The sequence below is a fragment of the Mesorhizobium sp. M0140 genome (genome assembly GCF_040322475.1).
Lineage (GTDB): Bacteria > Pseudomonadota > Alphaproteobacteria > Rhizobiales > Rhizobiaceae > Mesorhizobium.
In genome coordinates, this window is record NZ_JAMYTM010000036.1 from 35,852 (window position 1) to 59,275 (window position 23,424).

At 60.3% G+C, this 23,424-nt stretch carries 24 protein-coding genes; 21 read left to right on the plus strand and 3 right to left on the minus strand.

Annotated elements, in window-relative coordinates; genetic code table 11:
• Positions 1-281: 281 nt before the first annotated feature.
• Both glmS and NKJ37_RS27180 read left to right on the plus strand, forming a co-directional pair.
• Entirely contained in the window at positions 282-2,102 is a 1,821-nt protein-coding gene (gene glmS, locus NKJ37_RS27175; RefSeq protein WP_023809320.1) for a glutamine--fructose-6-phosphate transaminase (isomerizing), read from the plus strand.
• 520 nt (positions 2,103-2,622) lie between these two features.
• On the plus strand, positions 2,623-2,877 hold the full coding sequence (locus tag NKJ37_RS27180; RefSeq protein ID WP_023735822.1) for a helix-turn-helix domain-containing protein: 255 nt from the start codon (positions 2,623-2,625) through the stop codon (positions 2,875-2,877).
• 919 nt (positions 2,878-3,796) lie between these two features.
• Here the strand turns inward: NKJ37_RS27180 and NKJ37_RS27185 are convergent.
• On the minus strand, positions 3,797-4,186 hold the full coding sequence (locus tag NKJ37_RS27185) for a hypothetical protein (protein ID WP_352775763.1): 390 nt from the start codon (positions 4,184-4,186) through the stop codon (positions 3,797-3,799).
• Between the two features lie 403 nt (positions 4,187-4,589).
• Between NKJ37_RS27185 and queC the strand changes: the two genes are divergently transcribed.
• Genes queC through queE form a run of 3 tightly spaced genes read left to right on the plus strand, consistent with a single transcriptional unit; the run spans position 4,590 to position 6,375 of the window.
• The gene (queC, locus tag NKJ37_RS27190) at positions 4,590-5,288 is read left to right on the plus strand and encodes a 7-cyano-7-deazaguanine synthase QueC (RefSeq protein ID WP_352441142.1); all 699 of its coding nucleotides are present in this window, start codon (positions 4,590-4,592) and stop codon (positions 5,286-5,288) included.
• Complete coding sequence (queD, locus tag NKJ37_RS27195) at positions 5,288-5,644, plus strand: 6-carboxytetrahydropterin synthase QueD (protein WP_023673552.1); 357 nt, start codon at positions 5,288-5,290, stop codon at positions 5,642-5,644. Before queC ends, queD begins: the two co-directional genes overlap by 1 nt.
• Complete coding sequence (gene queE, locus NKJ37_RS27200) at positions 5,641-6,375, plus strand: 7-carboxy-7-deazaguanine synthase QueE (RefSeq protein ID WP_023735817.1); 735 nt, start codon at positions 5,641-5,643, stop codon at positions 6,373-6,375. Before queD ends, queE begins: the two co-directional genes overlap by 4 nt.
• A gap of 335 nt (positions 6,376-6,710) precedes the next feature.
• Here the strand turns inward: queE and hemN are convergent, their stop codons facing one another.
• Positions 6,711-8,060 (minus strand): oxygen-independent coproporphyrinogen III oxidase, encoded by a 1,350-nt coding sequence (gene hemN, locus NKJ37_RS27205; RefSeq protein WP_352441141.1) that lies wholly within the window; start codon positions 8,058-8,060, stop codon positions 6,711-6,713.
• A gap of 154 nt (positions 8,061-8,214) precedes the next feature.
• On the opposite strand from hemN, the gene NKJ37_RS27210 reads away from it, so the two are divergent.
• From NKJ37_RS27210 to NKJ37_RS27280, 15 genes are all read left to right on the plus strand, one after another.
• Positions 8,215-8,961, plus strand: a complete 747-nt coding sequence (locus NKJ37_RS27210; RefSeq protein ID WP_352775767.1) for a Crp/Fnr family transcriptional regulator — start codon at positions 8,215-8,217, stop codon at positions 8,959-8,961.
• Between the two features lie 551 nt (positions 8,962-9,512).
• Positions 9,513-11,123: a cytochrome-c oxidase, cbb3-type subunit I gene (gene ccoN / locus NKJ37_RS27215; RefSeq protein ID WP_352441140.1), complete on the plus strand. Its 1,611-nt coding sequence runs from the start codon at positions 9,513-9,515 to the stop codon at positions 11,121-11,123.
• A gap of 11 nt (positions 11,124-11,134) precedes the next feature.
• Complete coding sequence (gene ccoO / locus NKJ37_RS27220) at positions 11,135-11,866, plus strand: cytochrome-c oxidase, cbb3-type subunit II (protein ID WP_023735813.1); 732 nt, start codon at positions 11,135-11,137, stop codon at positions 11,864-11,866.
• 11 nt (positions 11,867-11,877) lie between these two features.
• Complete coding sequence (locus tag NKJ37_RS27225; protein WP_023735812.1) at positions 11,878-12,027, plus strand: CcoQ/FixQ family Cbb3-type cytochrome c oxidase assembly chaperone; 150 nt, start codon at positions 11,878-11,880, stop codon at positions 12,025-12,027.
• A gap of 2 nt (positions 12,028-12,029) precedes the next feature.
• On the plus strand, positions 12,030-12,893 hold the full coding sequence (gene ccoP, locus NKJ37_RS27230) for a cytochrome-c oxidase, cbb3-type subunit III (RefSeq protein WP_023809313.1): 864 nt from the start codon (positions 12,030-12,032) through the stop codon (positions 12,891-12,893).
• 129 nt (positions 12,894-13,022) lie between these two features.
• Positions 13,023-14,582: a cytochrome c oxidase accessory protein CcoG gene (gene ccoG, locus NKJ37_RS27235; protein ID WP_352775770.1), complete on the plus strand. Its 1,560-nt coding sequence runs from the start codon at positions 13,023-13,025 to the stop codon at positions 14,580-14,582.
• The gene (locus NKJ37_RS27240) at positions 14,579-15,076 is read left to right on the plus strand and encodes a FixH family protein (RefSeq protein WP_352441137.1); all 498 of its coding nucleotides are present in this window, start codon (positions 14,579-14,581) and stop codon (positions 15,074-15,076) included. The genes ccoG and NKJ37_RS27240 overlap by 4 nt, the downstream gene beginning before the upstream one ends.
• Positions 15,073-17,355 (plus strand): cation-translocating P-type ATPase, encoded by a 2,283-nt coding sequence (locus NKJ37_RS27245; RefSeq protein ID WP_352775773.1) that lies wholly within the window; start codon positions 15,073-15,075, stop codon positions 17,353-17,355. The genes NKJ37_RS27240 and NKJ37_RS27245 overlap by 4 nt, the downstream gene beginning before the upstream one ends.
• The gene (gene ccoS, locus NKJ37_RS27250; RefSeq protein WP_023762793.1) at positions 17,352-17,522 is read left to right on the plus strand and encodes a cbb3-type cytochrome oxidase assembly protein CcoS; all 171 of its coding nucleotides are present in this window, start codon (positions 17,352-17,354) and stop codon (positions 17,520-17,522) included. The genes NKJ37_RS27245 and ccoS (NKJ37_RS27250) overlap by 4 nt, the downstream gene beginning before the upstream one ends.
• Positions 17,523-17,588: 66 nt before the next feature.
• Positions 17,589-17,864 (plus strand): CBS domain-containing protein, encoded by a 276-nt coding sequence (locus NKJ37_RS27255; protein ID WP_245272648.1) that lies wholly within the window; start codon positions 17,589-17,591, stop codon positions 17,862-17,864.
• A 41-nt stretch (positions 17,865-17,905) separates the two neighbouring features.
• Entirely contained in the window at positions 17,906-18,031 is a 126-nt protein-coding gene (locus tag NKJ37_RS27260) for a CBS domain-containing protein (protein ID WP_245272649.1), read from the plus strand.
• Positions 18,000-18,248 (plus strand): BON domain-containing protein, encoded by a 249-nt coding sequence (locus NKJ37_RS27265; RefSeq protein WP_023776427.1) that lies wholly within the window; start codon positions 18,000-18,002, stop codon positions 18,246-18,248. Before NKJ37_RS27260 ends, NKJ37_RS27265 begins: the two co-directional genes overlap by 32 nt.
• 181 nt (positions 18,249-18,429) lie before the next feature.
• Positions 18,430-18,546, plus strand: a complete 117-nt coding sequence (gene ccoS / locus NKJ37_RS27270; protein ID WP_156937847.1) for a cbb3-type cytochrome oxidase assembly protein CcoS — start codon at positions 18,430-18,432, stop codon at positions 18,544-18,546.
• A gap of 418 nt (positions 18,547-18,964) precedes the next feature.
• A complete protein-coding gene (ubiM, locus tag NKJ37_RS27275) occupies positions 18,965-20,146 on the plus strand; it encodes a 5-demethoxyubiquinol-8 5-hydroxylase UbiM (RefSeq protein WP_352775781.1) in 1,182 nt (393 codons plus the stop codon).
• Positions 20,147-20,440: 294 nt separating this feature from the next.
• Positions 20,441-22,351 carry a putative bifunctional diguanylate cyclase/phosphodiesterase gene (locus NKJ37_RS27280; protein WP_352775777.1) on the plus strand — a complete coding sequence of 637 codons (1,911 nt, stop codon included), beginning with the start codon at positions 20,441-20,443 and terminating at the stop codon, positions 22,349-22,351.
• Between the two features lie 94 nt (positions 22,352-22,445).
• Here the strand turns inward: NKJ37_RS27280 and NKJ37_RS27285 are convergent, their stop codons facing one another.
• Entirely contained in the window at positions 22,446-22,727 is a 282-nt protein-coding gene (locus NKJ37_RS27285) for a DNA -binding domain-containing protein (RefSeq protein WP_084025754.1), read from the minus strand.
• A gap of 104 nt (positions 22,728-22,831) precedes the next feature.
• On the opposite strand from NKJ37_RS27285, the gene NKJ37_RS27290 reads away from it, so the two are divergent.
• Positions 22,832-23,065, plus strand: coding sequence for a helix-turn-helix domain-containing protein (locus NKJ37_RS27290; protein ID WP_023735803.1), 234 nt, complete (start codon positions 22,832-22,834; stop codon positions 23,063-23,065).
• The last annotated feature ends 359 nt before the right edge of the window (positions 23,066-23,424 follow it).

Consider the following 23,424-nt stretch of genomic DNA (forward strand, 5'->3'; position numbering starts at 1 on the left):
GCTCGCAGGCCGGTCGTCCGTCCACTGTCCAAGGCCTGCTGGCCGTTTCTGAGGCCGTGATCCTGCCGCGGGTGAGTCTGCGATTCTCATAAGAGCGTCAGGCGCGAATAGAACTTTAGGTCCCCACAGCAGCCGACCTATCCATGGGGCGGATGGTAGTGATCACTACAATCAATTGTACCAATATCATGGAATACTACTACAAGGCCGCCACTTAAAGCGGCCGGATGGGTATCCGTCTCGCGTGGGCTGATGCTGCCCGCAAAAATGCGGAGACGAACATGTGCGGGATTGTTGGCATCGTTGGGCAACAGCCGGTGTCGGATCGGTTGATCGGCGCGTTGAAGGGTTTGGAATATCGCGGCTATGATTCCGCCGGCGTTGCGACGATCATCGACGGTGCCTTGCACCGCCGGCGCGCCGAGGGCAAGCTCGTCAATCTCGAGAGGCGACTGAAGGAAGAGCCGCTGAGCGGCAAAGTCGGCATCGGCCACACGCGTTGGGCAACCCACGGGGCCTCGACGGAACGCAATGCGCACCCGCACTTTACCGACGGTGTCGCCGTCGTCCATAACGGCATCATCGAGAATTTCACCGAGCTGAAGGAGGAATTGGCGGCGGATGGCGCCGAGTTCCAGACCGACACTGACACTGAGGTCGTTGGGCATCTCTTGGCAAGATACCGCCGCGAGGGCATGAGGCCGCAAGAGGCCACGCGTGCCATGCTGAAACGCGTCAGGGGCGCCTATGCGCTTGCCATCCTCTTCGAAGATGAACCGTCGACCATCACGGCGGCGCGCAACGGACCACCGCTGGCGATCGGTCACGGCGACGGCGAGATGTTCCTGGGCTCCGACGCGATCGCTCTTGCGCCCTTCACCAATGAAATTACCTATCTCATGGACGGCGACTGGGCCATTGTCGGCAATTCGGGCGCCCATATCTTCGATATCGACGGCCATCCCGTCGAGCGTCCGTGCCATATCTCCACGGCCGCGGCCGATCTGGCCAACAAGGGCAGCCATCGCCACTTCATGGAGAAGGAAATATACGAGCAGCCCGAGGTCATCGCCCATGCTCTTCGTCATTACATCAAAATCATAGAGGGTCGCGACATGGTTCCTGGCATCGATTTCGCCAAGGTTCCGAGCTTGGCGATCTCTGCCTGCGGGACCGCCTATCTCGCCGGACTGATCGGAAAATACTGGTTCGAGCGCTATGCGCGCCTGACGGTTGAAATCGACGTTGCGTCTGAATTCCGTTACCGCGAGATCCCTTTGCCGCCGCAGTCCGCGGCTCTTTTCATTTCGCAATCCGGCGAAACCGCCGATACGCTTGCATCGTTGAGGTACTGCAAGGAGCGTGGGCTGAAAATTGGCGCTATCGTCAATGCCTGCGAATCGACCATCGCTCGGGAGGCCGATACGGTCTTCCCGATCCTTGCCGGACCGGAGATCGGCGTCGCCTCTACCAAGGCTTTTACCTGCCAGCTTGCCGTTCTAGCCGCACTCGCCATCAGCGCCGCCAGAGCCCGCGGGACCGTCCCCGAAGGCGAGCTGCAGGCACTCGTCAGGAGCCTCGCCGAATTGCCGCGCGTCATGGGCCAGGTACTCAACAGCATCCAGCCGGAGATCGAGTTCTTGTCGCGCGAACTGTCAAAGTGTCGTGACGTCCTGTATCTCGGCCGTGGCACCAGTTTCCCGCTAGCGATGGAAGGAGCGCTGAAGCTCAAGGAGATTTCCTACATCCATGCCGAAGGCTATGCAGCGGGTGAATTGAAGCACGGGCCAATCGCATTGATAGATGAGAACATGCCGGTGATCGTCATCGCGCCCCATGACCGCTTTTTCGACAAGACCGTCTCCAACATGCAGGAAGTGGCTGCCCGTGGAGGGCGGATTATACTCATCACCGATAAAAATGGGGCAGCCGCATCGAAACTCGACACCATGCACACGCTCGTGCTGCCGGTAGTCGACGAGATTATCGCGCCAATGATCTTCTCGCTGCCGATACAGCTTCTTGCCTACCACACGGCGCTCTTCATGGGGACAGATGTAGACCAGCCGCGCAATCTCGCAAAATCGGTCACGGTCGAATGATTGTGAACCTGTACAGATGGCGAAGCTCTCGATGGAAAGCTACCCTTTGTCTGGATCCGGATGAAAACCAGATGACCAGTGTTTGCTGGAATTTGGAATCCCTTTTTTCGGCCGGTCGATCGGGGCACAGGGCGATCGAGCTTCCTAGAGCCGACGTCAGCACGCAGCCGGGGGCTTTCAAGAGTGGGTCTTTCGCTCCCCCGCCGGTGGAGATTGGCCGAAGGAAGCAGTGTCCGTACCGGGAGTTCGAGTTGGTGTTCAGAGTTCCATGGCCCCCTCCTGAGATGGCCTGATCGGCTGTAGCGCATCCGACCTGCGATCCTTCGCGAATAATTCTCGCCGTTGGCTTTCTTGATTAGAAGGAGGTGAGCCGCCATATTCCGACCCAGCTCCTAATTCAGGCGGCCCATTCCATGGATGAGGCCGGTCCGGCTGAATGGACGTCCATTTTTTGATTTGCTTGGTCTGCGCCGCCGGGGGGGTATCTCCCGAGGGAGCTCCCATGTTCTTGGAGATGTTTATGAACGATTCGCGCATTCCCGAACCAGTCTTGACGGCTATGTCGCAGGGGACCCACATCGTCCGCGCTTATCGTGAGCACCTTGGGTATTCGATCGAGGACCTGACGGTCGCGAGCGGGCTTGCCGCTGAGGAAATTCAAAACATCGAGCGAGGTCTGAGGTACAACAAGGGATATCGGGATCGGATAGCGAGATCGCTTTCCATACCTGTGGGAATCCTTGAGGCAGAGTCGCACATTTCGGACGCCGCCTGATCGGATGATCCGCAATGGGTGGACTACCGCTCTTGTGATGTGAAGCTTGCGGCTGATTGTAGACGCTGATTCCGTTGGGATGCCTCTGGCGCAGTACCGCCAAGAGAATCTCGTCAACTTTCCGATGCAGGAACCCTTCACATGGGCTCGCGAACAACAAGGCGATGTAGCCGCCCGGAGTGCTACGAAACGTGCACGAGGGCATCGGCTCGCGACGAAGGATTGTAACGGCGAACTCTTGGTGGTTCGGCGAGGCGATGCTGGCGCTTGAGCATCAACTCGGCCTACGAGAGTGGCTACTCCTAGGCTGAATCGGCCAACTGGCCGGCATCGCGCCGCTCTGAAAATAACATGGCGGGCATCCTCACGTTTCCGGGTTGACTATGGGTGTTCGAACCACGAAAAGGGGCCGCTCTTCGTGAGTGGCGTGCGCCGGCAGTCTAACCCCAAGCCCCCCCGCCCAGGCTGCCGGCGCGCTTCTAGAAAGATCGAGGTAGGCACTCGCTGCGCTCTGCCCGCCGACACCTTGTGCTTCCTCCAGCGAGTCCAGCGGACCACCATGGGTGTTGCAGTTCTGGTGCTTACCCACGTCCATTTGCGATCTCGGGTCATTGAGAGTACCGCAAGCACCCTCTCTGCTGGATGGCAACGCGGCTCGCGCCGCCCGTATGCAGCGCAAGCTCCATGCATGAGGTCGTCCCTTCAAAATACTTGATGCAGCTGCGCTTGCGTAGCTCCTTGCATGCGCTCGATGCCAGGAGGAGACCTCTGTCTACGCTCGCATCGATGCAACGCCGTTGATCACCATCATCGCGGCGACCGCTTCGCGGGGGCCGCAGCCGTTTTGGAGCATGACGATCATGCCGGCGCCATCGCAGTGACGCACATGCAAAATTCACAGATGCATTCTCGCCCAATGCTAGGTGCCCAGCATATGTCCGGCATCCCGCAACGCGGCTACGAAGAGACGGGCATTGCCGTTGGCATCCATCTTGGCCTGCATCGACAGGGGCATCCCGTGCCAGCTCTCCAAGGACGCAATGTAATGTGAGAACATACCGTTAACGATGCAATAGTGGGTAACTAGGCCGTGTACATCCAACGCCAGCACGCCGAATTGGCCGCCGTGATATCGGATGGCTGCGACCCGCTGGACCTGCGCGTCACCGTCGATCCGCACGTCGAAAAGCAGGATGCCGCGGCTCCTGGTGGCTATCTCGGCGGCTTTTTCAGCGAAGCTCAACGAGAGCGAGCGGACGCTTTCGACTGCCATCTGTAAAACCATCAAGTTCAGTTCATCCACTGACATAAGGTACCTGTGCGCAAGACATGGGTGATTGCAATCGACCACACCGCTTGTTCACAGATGTCGGCTCATCACCGGTTATTCAGGGTTTGCCGGTCATCTTTGCGGCAAGCCATCCGGGCTCCTTGTACCCTGCAACCGTTGCAGTGGCGTCCCTCGGCGCTCGGAACCGCCAGGCTCTGCTCGTCGAGAACTTTGTCCGCGAGCAGCGTTCGCTTGAGCATTCCGCTGAAGCGTGACGTCTCACCAGTCCGTGTCCTTCCAGCTCACCGCGAGGGCGTTTTGCGCACCGCACGCAAGCGCACGAAACTGGTCTCCGTTCACTTCACAAAATGGTTTTCCTGAAGTACTGGAACGCAGAGAAATCTCCGGTCGCAGCCTACCCGGTTAAAACAAGGACCCAACGATGAAGACTCTCGTCGTCTGCTCCGGCGGATTGGATTCCGTTACTCTTGCTCACAAGGTGGCAGCGGAGCACCAGCTTACCGGCCTGCTATCGTTCGATTACGGCCAACGGCATAGGAAGGAATTGGGCTTCGCCACCCTTTGCGCGGAGCGCCTGGGCGTCCCGCAGCGAATCATCGATATCCACGAGATCGGCGGCGGCCTTTCCGGCTCCGCGCTGACCGACAATGTGGACGTGCCCGATGGGCACTATGCCGAAGATATGATGAAGGTAACGGTGGTGCCCAACCGGAACGCCATCATGTTGGCCATTGCCTTCGGCCTCGCCGCAGCGCAAGACGCTGACGCGGTGGCGACGGCCGTGCATGGTGGGGATCATATTGTCTATCCCGATTGCCGTCCGGCCTTCATCGATGCTTTCCAGATGATGCAGGACCACGCGCTCGACGGCTACGCGCAGATTCGCCTTTATGCACCCTATGTGAACCTGACGAAGGCGGACATTGTTAGGGATGGAGCCACATACGGCACGCCCTTTGCGCAGACCTGGTCCTGTTACAAGGGCGCCGAGCGTCATTGCGGGAGGTGCGGGACCTGCGTCGAGCGGCGTGAGGCGTTCCACATCGCCGGGCACCCGGACCCAACCGAGTACGAGGACTCCGACTTCTGGCTCGGAGCGCTGCGAAGGACCACCGCGTAATGTTCCGCATCACCAAGGAATTCCACTTCTCAGCCTCGCATCAGCTCACCTCATTGCCACCCGATCACCAATGCGCGCGCCTGCACGGACATAACTACATCGTCGAAGTGGAGCTTTCAGCGGATGGACTGGACGATCACGGCTTCGTGCGCGACTACCACGATTTGGCGCCATTCAAACGCTACATCGACGAGAGCTTCGACCACCGACATCTCAACGACGTGCTGGGACACGAGCAAGTCACGGCGGAATATCTGGCCAGACATTTCTACGACTGGTGCAAGGCACGCCTGAGCGAAACCGCGGCCGTGCGGGTGAGCGAAACGCCGAAAACCTGGGCGGAATACCGGCCATGACCAATACGCATCCCGCAATCCGCGTTAGCGAGATTTTCGGGCCGACGATCCAGGGCGAGGGCGTGCTCATAGGTTTGCCGACGATCTTCGTCAGAACCGGCGGGTGTGACTTTCGCTGTTCCTGGTGCGACAGCCTGCATGCTGTGGACAATCAATTCCGCCATGAATGGGAGATGATGTCCGTCGGCGCGGTGTGGAAAAATGTGCTTGCGCTTTCCGGTGGCCGCCCGCTTATGGTGTCACTGTCAGGCGGCAATCCGGCCATCCAGCCGCTCGGCGCGCTCATCGACCGAGGCCATGGTGACGGTTACCGTTTTGCGCTGGAAACCCAAGGTTCGCTTGCCAGGGACTGGTTTGCGCACCTTGACGTGCTGATCCTCAGCCCAAAGCCGCCGTCAAGCCAAATGACGACAGATTGGGCCGCTGTCGAGGCGTGCCTCCAGGCGGCACAAGGCAAGCCCCAAATCGTGCTCAAGCTCATTGTTTTCGACGAAAGGGACTACGCCTACGCGAAAGACGCCGCTGCGCAATTTCCGCAACTTCCGATCTATCTGCAACCCGGCAATCACACGCCGCCACACCCGGCAAATGATGACGCGCCCGTCGACCTTGACGGAATATTGAAGCGCATGGAGTGGCTGGTTGACAGCGTGACCCGCGACAAATGGTTCGAAGCCCGCGTGCTACCGCAGCTGCACGTTATGCTCTGGGGTAACAAGAGAGCCGTCTAGGCCAGGCCCTTTCCACCGGAACTGCACCGGCATATTCGGGTGAACGGGTGGTTCAACGTTGACCGCGCTGCCGGGGTGCTTGCGGACTTCTGCCACCGGCCCAAGTGTTGTCAGCCGCTTGCACGGCACCTTGCATTCTCCTTGCAAGGTCGAAGGGAGCTGTCGCCGACAACCATGATCTCACAGGCAGGGCATGAGCGGGCGACATCGTCGCCATGCCAAGACGCGTCTGGTCCGCTTCGAACCGTCTCGGCCGACGGTCGCCGGTCAACAGTGGAAAACGATCGCAATCGGTTCACGATCGAGTGAGAGCCATGACCGTTCCTCTGCGGTGCTCAGACTGCCGCCGAGTGCCTGGCCGTTCCAGTTTCGAAATATTTGTCGAACCTGGCCGCGATGCTTCGGACGAAAGGGCGACTTTCAGCCGGCACAACGAATCTGTCGCCATCAAGTTCAAGCAATCGAACCGGATCGTGGAGGGCCATGGAACTTGACTGAAGGAGGAGCCTCTGGCCGGCCTCGCCGAAGCGTTCCACCAGATCGATGGCCGAGAAGGCGAAGTCGCACATCAAACGTTCGATGATCCAGCCGCGAACGCGGTCGTCGTTGGAAAGTGCGATACCCCGAACAGCGGCCAGCCCGCCGTCATCAACCGTGCATCGATATTCGCTGGTCGAAGGCATGTTCTGCGCATAGCCCTGCCGAAACTGGCTGATGGACGATGGGCCTAGCCCAATCAAGGTTTCGCAGCAATCGTCGGTGTAACCCTGAAAGTTCCGGTGCAGTGTTCCGGCGCGGGCGGCAAGGGCCAGGGCATCGCCGGGTTTGGCGAAATGGTCGAGGCCGATTGCTTCGTACCCCTGGTCCACGATCGCCCGCGCCGCCAGTTGCAATTGAGCAAATCTCTCCGCGGGACCGGGCAGCCATGCCTCGTCTATCATGGTCTGATGTTTCTTGAACCACGGCACATGGGCGTAGCCAAAAAGCACTATCCTGTCGGGTTCCAAGGTCAGCGCCTGCGCGACGGTGGAGGAGACGCTCTCCCTCGTCTGGTGCGGCAAGCCGTAGAGCAGGTCTAGATTGACCGATTCGACGCCGCGCGAACGAACACCGTCGACTACCGCTTTGGTCTGCAAAAAGCTCTGCTCGCGGTTGATTGCCTTCTGAACCTTCGGATCGAAGTCCTGGACGCCGAGGCTCGCACGGGTCGTGCCGATTTCGGCAAGCGCATCGAGGCGGGCATCGTCCATATCATTGGGTTCGATTTCAACGCTGATCTTGGCGCCGGGAAGAAAGGCGAAGCTGTTGCGCAGGACGCTTCCCAGCGCCACAATATCCTCAGGTTCCAGCATCGTCGGGGAACCGCCGCCGAAATGAACCGCGCGAACTCGGCCCTTGCCGGTAACAAGGCCGCCAACCGTGGCGATCTCCGCATACAGCGAGCGCAGATAAGCGGCCACCGGCTCGTAGTGGCGGGTCTGTTTGGTATGGCACGCGCAGAACCAGCAGAGCCTGTCGCAATAGGGAATATGCAGGTAAAGCGATATCTCGTCACCACCTTCGAGCGCCTCCAACCAGCCTCGGTAAACGACGGCATCGACGCCCGCATGGAAATGGGGCGCAGTCGGATAACTGGTATAGCGCGGGACGTTCTCGCCAAATCTGGCAGCTAGCTTTTGTCGCATGTCGTGGTCCACCGTGTTTGCGTCGCCCGAACTGTGGATGCTTGGATGAGCCTAAGCCCTGATTTCGATCAACCTTCAGCACGGACAAACTGCCGCAAGGATTTTTCTACCGTGGATTGCTATCCTGCCCGCACTGGACCGGTAGAGCGATCGAATGACATTACGGCAGGATATTCACAGTTCCGGCATTCCCGTTCTTTGCCTGCCTTGCGAGGCACGGCGCCGCGGTGTCTGTGGCGCGCTCGAGCCAGACGATTTGGCTCAGCTCGCCAAGACGTCGTCGCGGCACAATATCGAGCCGGGGGTCGAACTGATCGGCGACGCCGAGGCGGTGGACTGTTATTCAAACGTGCTTTCAGGCGTGGTGAAGCTCACGAAGAGCCTTTCGGACGGCCGCCAGCAGATCGTCGGTCTCCAGTTCGCGCCGGATTTTCTGGGACGGCCCTTCAAGATGAAAAGTGCGATCAATGCGGAAGCGGCAACAGCTGTCTCGCTGTGCTCGTTTCCGAGAGCGGCCATCGAACGGATGATGAAGCAGTCACCCGAATTTGTGCATTGCCTGCTCAAGCAGGCGCTGAACGAACTTGACGAGGCCCGCGAATGGATGGTGACTCTGGGGCGCAAGACCGCACCAGAGAAGGTGGCGAGCTTTCTCCTCATGATTGCCCGGAACATCGACTCCAATGTTGACCCGGCGGCTATGTCGGCATGCTTCGAGCTGCCGATGACGCGTGCCGACATATCTGATTTCCTTGGCATCACAAACGAGACCGTGAGCCGTCAGCTGACCAGCCTGAGAATGGACGGCGTGATTCGGATCGAGAACAACCGCCGCGTCACCGTGGACAGCATGAGCCGGCTGGAACGGCGCTGCGGCGGCCGAGGCGCAATAGCCGTTTGAATGACACGGAGCTGCATGGCCCACGCCACTTACTTCATTCGGGGCAGGGCATGCTCGCGTTGGGCTCAGAAGACATCGCGTAGCGACAGCCCGTTCTCCATCCGATCGTATACGCCAGTTGCGTTTCGGCTCGTCGGCGAAGCATCCACACTTGGCCGAAGTCAATATGCCTCATACGCAGGCGAAAATCGCCGTCTCCCCAAACTATAAATGTCGCGAAGGCAGCGCAACGCTGGCGCTGGCTGTTCCAAGGCATTGAAACGATCGACGTTCGGTAAGGCATCGGCCTGCTTACCAGCGTCACAGAAGGTGCGCTTCCCCACACGCCCGCGGTCGCCTCCTACCCGGGCCCCGACTGGGGACGCCGGGCCTGTCCATAAACCGTCGGCCGGTGCTGCACTTCCACATTCGACACAGTCTGATCGCACCGAACTCGATGCTGCTCGAAGCAAAATGGTGCGGCTCTGACATGGATCAGGGCGAGCAGGCGACGGCTGCGCAATAAGGCACCGCGGTTTGGCATCCGCCGGAATTGGAAATCGGGGCTTGCGATGAAATTCGGCAAAGAAATCGTGCTTCTAAGCCTGTTCGCATTCGCGGCTTTGGTGGCCGCTGGCGCTGGGGTGGATGAACCCTTTCGCCAGCATATGTGGGTCTTGTTCTTCGCCTTGGCTGGCTTCACTGCGATCCTGTTGCGCAACACTGAGTTCAAGCCTGCCGCGCCGATCGACCCGTCCGCTTACATGGACGGGCCAATCCGCTATGGCGCCATCGCCACCATGTTCTGGGGTGTCATCGGCATGCTTGTCGGCGTGGTCATCGCGCTGCAGCTTGCCTATCCCGATCTCAACATCCAGCCCTGGTTCAACTTTGGCCGTTTGCGGCCACTGCATACGTCGGGAGTCGTCTTCGCCTTCGGCGGCAACGCGCTGCTTTGCACGTCTCTCTATGTCGTGCAACGCACCTGCCGCGCCCGGCTGTTCGGCGGCGATCTCGGCTGGTTCGTGTTCTGGGGCTACCAGCTCTTCATCGTCATGGCAGCGACTGGCTACCTGCTCGGCATCACCGAGAGCCGCGAATACGCCGAGCCCGAATGGTATGTGGACATCTGGCTGACCATTGTCTGGGTCGCCTATCTCATCCTGTTCCTCGGCACGATCCTGAAGCGCAAGGAACCCCACATCTACGTCGCTAACTGGTTCTACCTGTCCTTCATCGTCACCATCGCGATGCTGCATGTGGTCAACAACCTCTCCATGCCCGCCTCCTTCCTGGGCTCGAAGAGCTATTCGGCTTTCTCCGGGGTCCAGGACGCTCTGACGCAATGGTGGTATGGCCACAACGCCGTGGGCTTCTTTCTGACCGCCGGCTTTCTCGGCATGATGTATTATTTCGTGCCCAAGCAGGCGAACCGGCCGGTCTATTCCTACCGGCTGTCGATCGTCCATTTCTGGGCAATCATCTTTCTCTACATCTGGGCTGGACCCCATCATTTGCACTACACCGCCTTGCCCGATTGGGCGCAGACGCTCGGCATGGTGTTCTCGATCATGCTGTGGATGCCGTCATGGGGCGGCATGATCAATGGCCTGATGACGCTGTCGGGCGCCTGGGACAAGCTCCGCACCGATCCGATCATCCGCATGATGGTGATGGCCATCGCCTTCTACGGCATGTCCACCTTCGAGGGCCCGATGATGTCGATCAAGACGGTCAACTCGCTGTCGCACTATACCGACTGGACCATCGGACACGTCCATTCGGGCGCACTCGGCTGGGTCGGCATGATCTCGTTCGGCGCGCTTTATTACATGGTGCCGAAGCTGTGGAACCGTGAACGGCTCTACTCGCTGCGCCTCGTTACCTGGCACTTCTGGCTGGCGACGCTTGGCATCGTTGTCTACGCGTCGGTCATGTGGGTGTCCGGCATCATGCAGGGCCTGATGTGGCGCGAATACGACGAGCAGGGCTTCCTGGTCTACTCCTTCGCCGAAACCGTGGCCGCCATGCACCCCTACTACATCATGCGCGCCATCGGCGGAGCCATGTACCTTTCCGGCGCCCTGATCATGGCGTGGAACATCGCCATGACCATCCTTGGCTACCGGCGCGAGGAGGATCCGATGCCCGGCTCCGTTCCCGCCCTCCAGCTTGCGCGATGATGAGACAGAAAATGAGGTTGATGAACAGACACGCGGTCATCGAGAAGAACGCTACACTTCTTCTCCTCGGGTCGCTGCTGGTCGTGACAATCGGCGGCATCGTCGAGATCGCGCCGCTCTTCTATCTCGACAACACGATCGAGAAGGTCGAAGGCATGCGGCCCTACTCGCCGCTCGAACTCGTCGGGCGCAACATCTATGTGCGTGAGGGATGCTATCTCTGCCATAGCCAGATGATCCGCCCGTTCCGTGACGAGGTCGAGCGCTATGGGCATTACAGCCTGGCGGCCGAGTCGATGTATGATCATCCCTTCCAGTGGGGATCGAAGCGCACCGGACCGGACCTCGCTCGGGTTGGCGATCGCTACTCAAATCTTTGGCATGTCGAGCACCTCACGGACCCTCGTTCCGTGGTGCCGGAATCCATCATGCCGAGCTATGGCTTTCTGAAGGATACGCCGATCGCGGTGAAGGATTTCTCGACGCATCTGGTTGCCAACAGGCGCGTCGGCGTTCCCTACTCCGACGACATGGTCGCTAACGCCAATGCTGATTTGATGGCGCAGGCTGATCCCAATGCCGACACGTCCGGCCTCGAGGCCCGCTACCCCAAGGCCAGGATCGGCGATTTCGACGGTGATCCGCAGCAAGTCACCGAAATGGACGCCCTGGTTTCTTATCTCCAGATGCTCGGCACGCTTGTCGATTTCAAGAACTACGATGAGACCGCCGGCTACCGCTGAGGACAATTGCGATGACGTACAATTTCATGCGGGAGTTTGCTGACAGCTGGGGCCTGCTTGCCATCGCTCTTTTCTTCATCGGATCCGTTGCCTTTGCACTTCGCCCCGGCAGCCGCAGGCAAGCCGGCGAAGCAGCTCAAATTCCTCTGAAGGAGGACTGATCATGAGCAGCGATCACATTGACGAGGTTTCCGGCATCTCGACGACCGGTCATGAGTGGGACGGCATTCGCGAGCTCAACAACCCGCTCCCGCGCTGGTGGGTCATCACCTTCTACATGACCATAGTCTGGGCGATCGGTTACACAATTGCCTACCCGGCATGGCCGCTGTTGCACTCCGCGACAAAGGGCGTACTTGGCTATTCCAGCCGCAACGAAGTCAAGAACGAGTTGTCCGCGGCCGAAGCGGCAAAGGGCAAATATGTCGCCGCAATAGAGTCGAAAAGTGTTTCGGAGATTGCTGCGGATGACACGCTGCGCGAATTCGCCGTCGCTGCCGGCGCCGCCGCGTTCAAGGTCAATTGCGTGCAGTGCCACGGTTCCGGCGCCCAGGGGTCCAAGGGCTTTCCGAACCTAAATGACGACGACTGGCTGTGGGGCGGCGAGGTGGACCAGATCCAGCAGACGATCGCTCATGGCATCCGCTTCGCCTCCGACCCGGCTACGCGCCTGTCGGAAATGCCGGCCTTTGGCGACATCATCACCGCCGATCAGATCAAACAGGTCAGCACCTACGTTGCCAGCCTGTCCGGCACTGTCGGCGATCAATCGTTGGTCGCGCCCGGCGCCAAGGTCTTCGCCGAAAATTGCGTGGCCTGTCACGGCGACAATGCAAAAGGCAACAAGGAACTCGGCGCTCCAGATCTGACCGACGCCATCTGGCTCTACGGGTCAGGCGAAGCGGCCATCGCCGCCCAGGTCACCGCGCCGAAACAGGGCGTGATGCCGGCCTGGGGCGCGCGCCTCGGCGAGACCAAGGTCAAGGAACTGGCGGTCTACATCCATTCGCTTGGCGGCGGAGAATAGGAGCAGAAGCCTATTCTCGTCCTCCCCCTCCCGCCAAGCGACGAGGCCCGGCGCAAGCCGGGCCTCGGCATCATCCAGAACCGATGAGTCGGTTTCCGGCGAAATCGTCGCTGGTGACTGGAGCTTCTCGTGCTTGATAACACGCAAATAGAAAGGATCGAACCCACGCCGGTCAACTCCGCCAAGGTGCGTCAGCCAATGTACGCTGCGCGCAAGAAGATCTTCCCGAAGCGGGCCTCGGGCAGCTTTCGCCAGTTCAAATGGCTGGTGATGGCGGTCACGCTCGGCATCTACTATCTGACGCCGTGGCTGCGCTGCGATCGGGGCTCGTTTAGCCCGGACCAGGCCGTGCTGCTCGATGTCGCCAACCGGCGTTTCTATTTCTTCTTCATCGAGATATGGCCGCAGGAATTCTACTATGTCGCCGGCCTTCTGGTCATGGCCGGCGTCGGTCTTTTCCTGATCACGTCGACTGTCGGCCGTGCCTGGTGTGGCTACACATGCCCGCAGACCGTATGGGTCGACCTGTTCCTGGTCGTCGAGCGCGCGATAGAGGGCGACCGCAACGCTCGTATCAAGCTTGATGCCGGTCTCTGGACCCCCCGCAAACTCGTGCTGCGGGTATCGAAACACGCCATCTGGCTGATCATAGGCGCGCTGACGGGCGGCGCCTGGATCTTTTATTTCGCCGACGCGCCAGCGCTGCTCGGCGAACTCTTCACCGGCACCGCAGCCCCCGTCGCCTACATCACCGTCGCCGTGCTAACGGCGACGACCTACACGTTCGGCGGGCTGATGCGCGAGCAGGTCTGCACCTATATGTGCCCATGGCCGCGCATCCAGGCAGCCATGCTCGATGAAAGTTCGCTCACCGTCACCTACAATGACTGGCGGGGCGAACCGCGCACACGCCATGCCAAGAAGGTCCAGGCCGCAGGGCAGCCGGTCGGCGATTGCGTTGACTGCAATGCCTGCGTCGCTGTCTGTCCGATGGGGATCGACATTCGCGATGGCCAGCAGCTCGAATGCCTTACCTGCGCGCTCTGCATCGACGCCTGTGACGGCGTCATGGACAAGCTCGGCAAGGAGCGTGGGCTGATCGCCTATGCGACGCTCTCCGACTACAACGCCAACATGATGCTGGCGACTGCAGGCGGGTCCAGCTCAGTCAATCCGGCGCTGGTCAGGACGGATGACGGCCTGTTTTCGGACAGAGTGGCGCATTTCCACATCCGCAAGATCTTTCGGCCACGCACCTATGTCTACATGGCTATGTGGTCGCTGATCGGCCTGGGCCTCCTCTACTCGCTGCTGACGCGCGACCGGCTCGAAATCAATGTCCTGCACGACCGCAATCCACAATTCGTGACGCTCTCCGACGGCTCGATCCGCAACGGCTACACCGTCAAGCTGCTCAACATGATCCCCGAGCCGAGGACGATCGTCGTAACCATGCAGGGCCTTGAAGGCGCTGACATGGTCGTCGTCGGCGACGACATCCCGGCAGGCCGCTCCTTCGCCATCCCGGTCGAACCCGATCGCCTGAAAATGCTGAGGGTCTTCGTTCGCCAGCCGGCGGACCAGATCCGCGCTCCGGCACAGACCTTCAAGTTCCGCGTCGAGGACAGAGCCAGCTTCGAGTCGAACGAGTACACCGCCACCTTCAACGCGCCGGAGACTGCCAGATGAGCGCCAGAACACAAAAAACCCGCGAATTCACCGGCAGGCACATGTTGGCCATCATCCTGGCCTTTTTCGGTGTGGTCATCGCGGTCAATCTGACCATGGCGACGCTTGCCAACACGAGCTGGACCGGCCTGGTCGTCGAAAACACCTATGTGGCGAGCCAGCAGTTCAACAGGAAGGCCGAGGAAGGGCGGGCGCAGGCAGCCCTCGGCTGGACCGGCAAGCTGACCATCGCATCGGGTGAAGTCCGCTACGGCCTCATCGACGCCGCCGGCAAACCGGTTCCCTTGCATGGCGTGAAGGCGCTGTTTCGCCATCCCGCTTACGAAAAAGAGGATGAATCCATCAAGCTCGTCCTCGCCTCGGGTCAGGAATTCGCCGCCCAGCATATGCCGAAGGACGGTGTCTGGATCGTCGAAATCGACGCCGATGCCGGTCTGGCAAGACCATATCGCGACGTGCGCAGGATCATGATTTCCCATGGAGCGCTGAAGTGAGCTGCTGCGCGCCGGGCGCCGAAATGGCGCTGGATTTGGTCAGCGCCACCTCGGTCCTGCCATCCAGCCAGGAAATCAGGCTGGCGAGCCGATCGCTTGGCGATGATCTTCGTCAGACCGACCTTTCGATACCGGCCGTTCGCTGCGGTGCCTGCATCCAGGCGATCGAGACGGCGTTGGGAAAACTCGATCACGTCGAGGCCGTTCGCGTCAACCTGTCAACGAAGCGGGTATCGGTCCGCTGGCGAGGCGACGACGTTCCACCATTCGTCGCCGCGTTAGGGCAGCTGGGCTACCAGGCGCATCTGTTCGACCCGGAGATCGACGACAAGGACAAGACGCTTTCGGAGTTGATCCGTGCCGTCGCGGTTGCGGGTTTTGCGGCGGGCAACATCATGCTGCTTTCGGTCTCGGTCTGGTCCGGTGCCGAAGGCGCGACACGCGACCTGTTCCACTGGGTCTCGGCACTGATCGCCATCCCCGCGCTCGCCTTCGCCGGCGGCATCTTCTTCCGCTCGGCCTGGAATGCCTTGCGTCACGGTCGCATGAACATGGACGTGCCGATCGCGGTCGGCGTGTCGCTTGCCTACGCCATGAGCCTTTACGAGACGATCACCCATGGCGACCACGCCTATTTCGACGCGTCGGTGTCGCTGCTGTTCTTCCTGTTGATCGGCCGCACGCTGGATCACGTCATGCGGGAGCGCGCCCGGACCGCCGTGAAAGGCCTGTCGCAGCTGGCCGCGCGTGGCGCCATGGTGCTGCGCGCCGACGGTGCGCGCGACTACCTGCCGGTTAGCGAGATCGAACCAGGAATGCAGTTGCTGATCGCAGCCGGCGAGAGAATCCCCGTCGACGGCAAGATCATTCAAGGGGCCTCGGATCTGGACTGCTCGTTGGTTTCCGGCGAGAGCACGCCTCGAAGCGTTGCAGCAGGCGAAGCCGTTCAGGCCGGTATCCTCAACCTAACCGGCCCGCTGACGATCGAGGCGACAGCCGCCGCGAAAGATTCGTTTCTGGCGGAAATGGTTCGGCTCATGGAAGCCGCAGAGGGCGGCCGCGCGCATTATCGCCGGATCGCCGATCGTGTTTCAGCGCTCTATGCCCCGGTGGTTCATCTCACAGCCTTCGCGACGTTCCTTGGCTGGATGGCGGCGACCGGTGACTGGCACCGGGCGATAACCATCGCCATTGCCGTTCTCATCATCACATGCCCGTGCGCGCTCGGCCTCGCCGTACCGATCGTCCAGGTGGTCGCGGCGCGGCGCCTGTTCGAGAACGGCATCATGGTCAAGGACGGTTCGGCCATGGAGCGCCTGGCGACGATTGATAGAGCGGTGTTCGACAAGACCGGAACGCTCACCCTCGGCCAGCCCCGGCTGGTCAATGCGGACTCGATTGATCCGGCCATGCTGGCAATCGCGGGAGACATGGCTGCGCACTCGCGTCACCCGTTTTCAAAGGCCATAGCCGGTTTTGCCCGCCTTGGCGGGCAGCACAAATTCGATGCCGTCACCGAGCACCCGGGTTTCGGGATCGAAGCCACAGCGACCGGTAGCACCTGGCGGCTGGGTCGACGCGGAGGATGGAAAGCCCGCACCGGCCGCGAAGGCAGACATGGCTATGGCGGGACGGTTCTGACCAAAGACGGGATCATTGTCGCGACCTTCGATTTCGAGGATGCGCTGCGCGTCGACGCCAGGGCAGCCATCGATCAACTGCACAACGCTGGTATGTGCGTGGAGATGCTGTCGGGCGACACCGCGAAAGCCTGCGCCGAGGTTGCGGACGGGCTTGGTGTCGATGATTTCGTTCCCTGCCTGCTGCCGTCCGGCAAGGTTGAACGCATCGAGACGCTGGCGAGGGACGGGCACAAGGTTCTGATGGTTGGCGAGGGGCTCAACGATACGCCGGCGCTGAGCGCTGCGCATGTCTCGATCGCACCCGCCACCGCCGCCGACATTGGCCGCAATGCAGCCGACTTCGTTTTCCTGCGCGAAAGCCTCTTGGCGGTCCCGCTGGCTGTTGACGTATCGCGCGAGGCGGGAAGCCTGATCCGACAGAACATAACAATTGCGATCGTTTATAATGCTGTTGCCGTTCCGATCGCCATTCTGGGCGATGTTACGCCTCTTATCGCCGCGGTCGCGATGTCAGCCTCGTCATTGCTCGTGGTTGGAAATGCCATGCGTCTGCAAGGCTTCGCAACGGGTGCGTCGTCCGTATTTGCGCGGCAAGACAGGCCCGCGCGGGCCGGCGCCTTGGCTCAATCGTCATGACGACGCTCGTCTACCTCATCCCCGTAGCGCTATTCCTTGGCGCACTCGGCCTGTCCGGCTTCCTTTGGGCGTTGAGAAGCGGCCAGTACGAGGATCTCGATGGCGCGGCGGAGCGCATTCTCATCGACAGCGACGACGGCGCGGAGAATGCCACTCGTTCCAAGTGACTCAGATCAACGCGCCGCGGGTCGGGATGTCCTATCGTCGTCCGACGAAAGATCAGGAGGGTGAGGATGCAAGCCGAATCCTTAATGACAAAGCCAGTCATCACGACGCATGCGAACGCGACGATCGCCGAAGCGGTCATGCTTTCAAGCAAAGTCAGCTGCCTGCCGGTAACGACCAGCGACGGCACCTTGGTTGGCATTGTAAGCAAAAGCGACTTCTTGCGCCGAGAGGAACTCGGAACCCAGCGTGTGCGTCCGCGCTGGCTGGAGCTTGATCTTGGCCCGGGCACAACCGCCAATGACTATGTGTGCGCTCGAATGGACGGATCATCCATCAGGTGATGACCACACACCTCATCTGGGCGCCTCCTGTCGACCTCATGATGCAACACCGCATCAACAATGTCCCGATTGTCGATCGGGAAAGGGTCGTCGGCATCATCACGCGAACTGATTTGCTGCTTGTCCTGATCCGCCATGCCGAAACAGGGAACCACGCCACCCGATGACGAACTGATCCGCAAGGCTATCCTTGCCGAACTGCAGCCACAAACCTGGAGCGGTGGTGACTTGATCGATGTGAGGGTCAGCGACGGCCTTGTCGAACTGAAGGGGGCGATTGTCGACGAGCGTCAGCGGAAGGCAGCGATCGTTGCGGCTGAGAAGGTTGCCGCGTCGGGCAAGTCAAGGACCGCCTCCTCCTCAGTACGGATCCGTTCTCAGTGATGGTTTCATAGCTGCGAAAAAAGCGGGGACGCCAAGCAGAGTCCCTTTGGTTCTGCTCCCTTCCCACATCACTTGGACATGAGGCCGTCGGCGAGTTCCTTCGGCGTCTAGCGCGTTATGGTCGGAGAGCACGCTGTCGGCAGCAAGACGCCCGTCCTGACGGAAATGCGGTGGCCGCTGCCTGTTTTGGTGGGGCTTGGACCGGGGCTTCCTGTGGATCTTGAAGAGCGGCCAATACGAAGATCTCTCCGGCTCCGCCGAGCGGGTCCTTATCGATCGGGAAGAGCCGCGAGGCTGAACCGGTTGGCGGCGCCAACGACTGTGCGGATGCTGGTCGTCAGTCGACCGAATCTTTGCTGGCGATTGCCCGCGTCATGACGATATCGGCGCGCGTGCGAAGAACGGATCAGCCACAATGCGTTGCCGAGCCTTTGGCCAGGAGGGGCACGCGATTGGGAAGCCGACCATTCAGAATGCCCAGACATGCAGACGTTTTCACGGCAATCGACCACTCGACCGTGAACCCGCCGCTGCCGGGTTTGTCGAGCCTGGTTGATCCAGATCAGCGTTATCTCTTCATCGGCATGGTTTCATTGACCAGGCTTCCAACGGAGAACGCATGTCTATCGAGTTGGGGAGATGAGCGACAAACCGTGGGTGATTGCGATGCTTCAAGAGCGCTTCGTATCGAAGATAGCCGCTATGGCGGCACGCTGATGGCCGGCTATGTCGACACATTCGACATCATTGTCGTCGGAGCTGGGCCGGTCGGACTTGCCTTCGCAGCATCGCTCGCCTGGAGCCGACTCAAGGTGGCAGTGGTTGAACGGCAGTCGCTCGACAGCCTGGCGAATCCGGCTTTCGACGGTCGCGAGATCGCGCTGACCCACGCATCAGTGAGAATCCTTCGCGAGCTCGGCGCCTGGGATGCCATCCCCGCATCGGACAAATCACCGCTTCATGGCGCGCGCGTGCTCAACGGATCCAGCCCTTTCGCCCTGAGCTTCGATGCTCCCAGCGGATCTGGGGAACCACTCGGATTTCTGGTCCCAAATTGTCGGATCCGCGATGCCCTGTTCAAAATTGTCCACTTCCAGGATCATGCCCGGCTGCTGTGCGGCAACTCGGTCGTCAATGGAACAAATAGCGAAGACGAGGCGGTCATAACGCTTTCTGATGGCAGGCAATTGGCCGCTCGGCTGCTCGTAGCAGCGGATTCGCGTTTGTCCGCGATGCGCGACCTGCTCGGCATTGGCGCCAACATCCATCCGCTTGGCCACTCCATGCTGATTTGCCGAGTGAGGCACGAGCGCGTCCATCACCAGATCGCGGTCGAATGGTTCGACCACCATCAGACCATAGCGATGTTGCCGCTCATGGAAGGCCTGTCGTCGCTGCTTCTGACTTTGCGCTCAAGCGAGGCCGACAGACTGTCTGCTCTCGATGACGAATTGTTCCTCATGGAATTGATGAACCGGTGTCGAGGACGCCTCGGGCAGATGACCCTGGCAAGCACCCGCCATGCCTATCCGCTGGTCACGACCTGGGCGCACAAGTTCTCGGCTCCGAGTGCGGCACTGATCGGAGACGCTGCCATTGGCATGCACCCGGTGACCGCGCATGGCTTCAACATCGGCCTCGGCGGCCAGAAGCAACTCGCTCATAAAATACTGACAGCATGTCGCGCCCGCCGCGACATTGCCGATCCCGACATGCTCGGCAGATACGAAAGCCGGCTGCGGCTGTCGGCGGGGCCGCTCTATCATGCCACCAACATGCTTGTCGGTCTCTACTCAAGCGAGCACTCGGCGGCACGGCTTGCAAGACATGCTGGGCTCCGCTTTGCCCAACATCTTCCCTTTGTCCGCCATGGCATTTCGGCCATGCTCAGGCGGTGAATCGCACAGAGCGCTGCCGCTCTGGAACGCTGTCTCGGCGAGGCTTCCTTGTCTTGCTGGCGCGCGTCGTCGCGGGGCAAGGCTGTCTCCTGGTGACGTTGCCGATCATGGCATGATTCGGATCAAGGCACGCGCGCGGGCGAAGCCTTGATGATTCGGCAATGCTAAGCCAAAGGTGTGACCCGAAGCATGGTGAGCGCACTGGTTACCCTCGCTGGGTAGTTAACCCGTCCTTCAGTGGGCTTGCATAGGTTTGGTCCTCGCGAACAACGACGCAAGCAAGCTGGTCCATTCATGGCACCCCAAAAGGAAGAAGAATCGCTGGAGGCCAAAATCCGTCAGGATCAGCTTGCTGACCTGAGGGCCGGGCTCTTCGTGTCGATGCCGATAAGCGCGATCCTGTCAGGCCTGATTTGCGCGGTGCAGGCCCTTTCTGGCGGCGGGTTTGCCGCTGCAAGCTGGTTCCTGGTCGTCAATGCGCTAAATGCCGCCCGGCTTGCACTCGCCCGTTTTCAGCTAAAGGAAACGGGGCGCCATCAGGATTTGCTTGGCGTTTTGCCGCGCCTTCGCATGTTTGGCGTCCTTGCCCTTCTGGCAGGGTTTGCCTGGTCCTTCCCGGCCGTGCTGACTGTTGGATACACAACACCACAAGCACCGATGCATCTGGTCATACTGGCGGGCATTTCAGCTGGTGCGGTTACATATGGCAGTTCGTATGCCGCGGCGGCGACCAGCTTCATCACACCTCCACTCCTCATCACGGTGGCGTGCCTTTTGGCGAAAGGCAATTTTGAACGCTACATTCTGGCTTTCACCGTTCTGCTCTTCATGGGCGGCTTGGTCCGAGCTTCGTTTGTTGGGCAGGCGCGCTTCCGCGAAGCAAGCCGCCTGAGACATGAGGCAGAGCGATTTGCGTCGGAAATGGAGCGCAACTCCAGGGAGGACCATCTGACCGCCCTTCTCAACAGGCGGGGCCTTGAACACGCCATCGGTCGGTTCAAGACCGCGGATGGCCCCTTCGTGGCAATGCTGATTGATCTGGACGGCTTCAAATCTGTCAACGACACCTACGGTCACAGGACCGGTGATGAACTGCTTGTCATGATCGCCCGCCGCATAGAGCAGGAAGCACCCGAAGGCTCAACGCTCGCTCGTATCGGCGGCGATGAATTCGTGCTGGTTTTTCCCTCAACGAGAGCTTCGCTTTCTGCCAGTGATCTCGCCTCCAATATCATAGCCAGAATTGCTCGCCCCTATATCGAAGTCGCGTCCGTTCGGGTCGGGGCATCGATAGGGATATACTTGGCGCAGACGCCGAGCCTGACTGAAATGTTGTTGCGGGCGGATATCGCCCTGTATACGGCCAAGCGCCATGGCAGGAACGAATTTTGCCTGTTCGATGCCGAACTCGACAGGGAACTGCAACGTCGCCAGTCGATCGAACGGGATCTTCATTCGGCGATAAAGACGGGAAGATTGCAACCTTGGTTCCAGCCGATCGTGAAACTCGAAACCGAGACCGTGGTCGGTTTTGAAGCCTTGCTGAGATGGTCCCATCCGACGCATGGTGCCATCTCTCCACCCGAAATCATCACGGCCGCACGCGAAACCGGAATGCTTCAGCTGCTGACGCAAACCGTATTCGCCGACTGTTGTGCTTTTATCGACGGCTTGGTGAAAGCTGACTGTCGTGACATTCGTGTGGCGATGAATGTTTCCCCTCGCGAACTGGAAGCCGGCGATATCGACGACATGGTTCTGGAGGGTCTGGCGGCAAGAGGCCTGCCTGCGACGATGTTCGAAATCGAGATTACCGAAGAATCGCCGGTGGACCCGGACAGAGTGGATGAAAAGCTCGGACGGCTTTCACATGCCGGTGTTTCCATCGCGCTCGATGACTTCGGCACCGGCTTTTCTACCTTGGCATCTCTCAAGGACCGTCGGATACGCAAGGTGAAAATAGACCAGGGCTTCATTCGCGGCTTGGCCAAGTCCCGAGAGGACCGACTGCTTGTCAAATCGGTCATCGAACTCGGTGACATGCTCGGGATCGAGGTCATGGCCGAGGGCGTCGAAACAGAGGCGGATCGGCAAACCCTGCACAAGCTTGGCTGCCGAACCGCTCAGGGCTTCCTCTTCTCCAAGGCTGTGCCTTTGATGCAAGCACTGGAAATGGCAGTCAAACAGCACGCGAACCAGTTGTGACCGCTCCCGCCGCGCCGGCTGTCGCGGCCGTGCGCTGCCGAATTTGGCTACAGAGACTTGCCTGCTCGAAACACGTGGCAGTGGGCGCTGTGCATCAGCCGGCGAACAGTTCCTTGTAGCCGGTCGTCACAATCCAGTTCGCACGGTCGATATGGCTGCGAAGAGCTTTGCGGGCGCGGACCGGGTCAATGGACGGGTCGATGCCGAGAATGCGCTCGGCCATCTCCTTTTCGCTGGCATTGTCGGCGCAGGCATCCAGGATCCGCAGGTAGATTGTGAAATGCTCCCTGTCGTAGCTCGTGAGGTTCTCCGACCAGGGGACTTCATCGCTCAAAGTTGAGCTTCGAGTCTCATCTGTTCCCATTGGTCCATTCATGCCTGCGAACCTCGCCTGTGAGCGCACGCAGTATATCCCAAAATGGGATAATCCGAAACCGGGATTAGTCGCTGATCCGGTCTTTACCCGACCGGTTCGCCTCCATGCCCAAATCCCTTCGATCGCCCCGCCACCAGCGGTTTCTGGCCCAGCTGGTTTCGCTGCGCAAGGCCAAAGGCCTGACCCAGGAGCAGCTGGCTGACAAGCTTGGTCGTCCCCAATCCTTCGTGGCCAAGTACGAGGGCGCAGAGCGGCGTCTCGACGTCATCGAGTTTCTCGACATAACTGCGGCCATTGACGCTGATCCGTGCGAGATTCTGTCCAGCCTCCGGTCCTAGCGGGCGCGCCGCATCTATCATGATCCGGACAGGAATATTGTCTAGGACAATGCCTCAATTTGTTGAAAGGCGAGCGCTGGTTTTCGGAGGAAGCCGCGCGCACGGCGGCGGTGCCTTTGGGTTCTCGACGTAACTGCGCCGCCTGACCATGTGCGAAAAAACTTGGCGCGCGCCCGCGCGCCTGACGACGCGCACCAGGTGCTCGTGAACCGAGCCCGCTTTTCTTCGGCAAGCTCAGGCGGTCTCGGCCATTCGGCTTCGCCCCTTGGCGTGGGCAGCCCTTCGGGCTGTGACGGCCCCCGCCCTTGCGGGCGGCGCGGGCTGTCTGTTGGCCTTTCCCGGTGGCGCGGGGCGGGCGG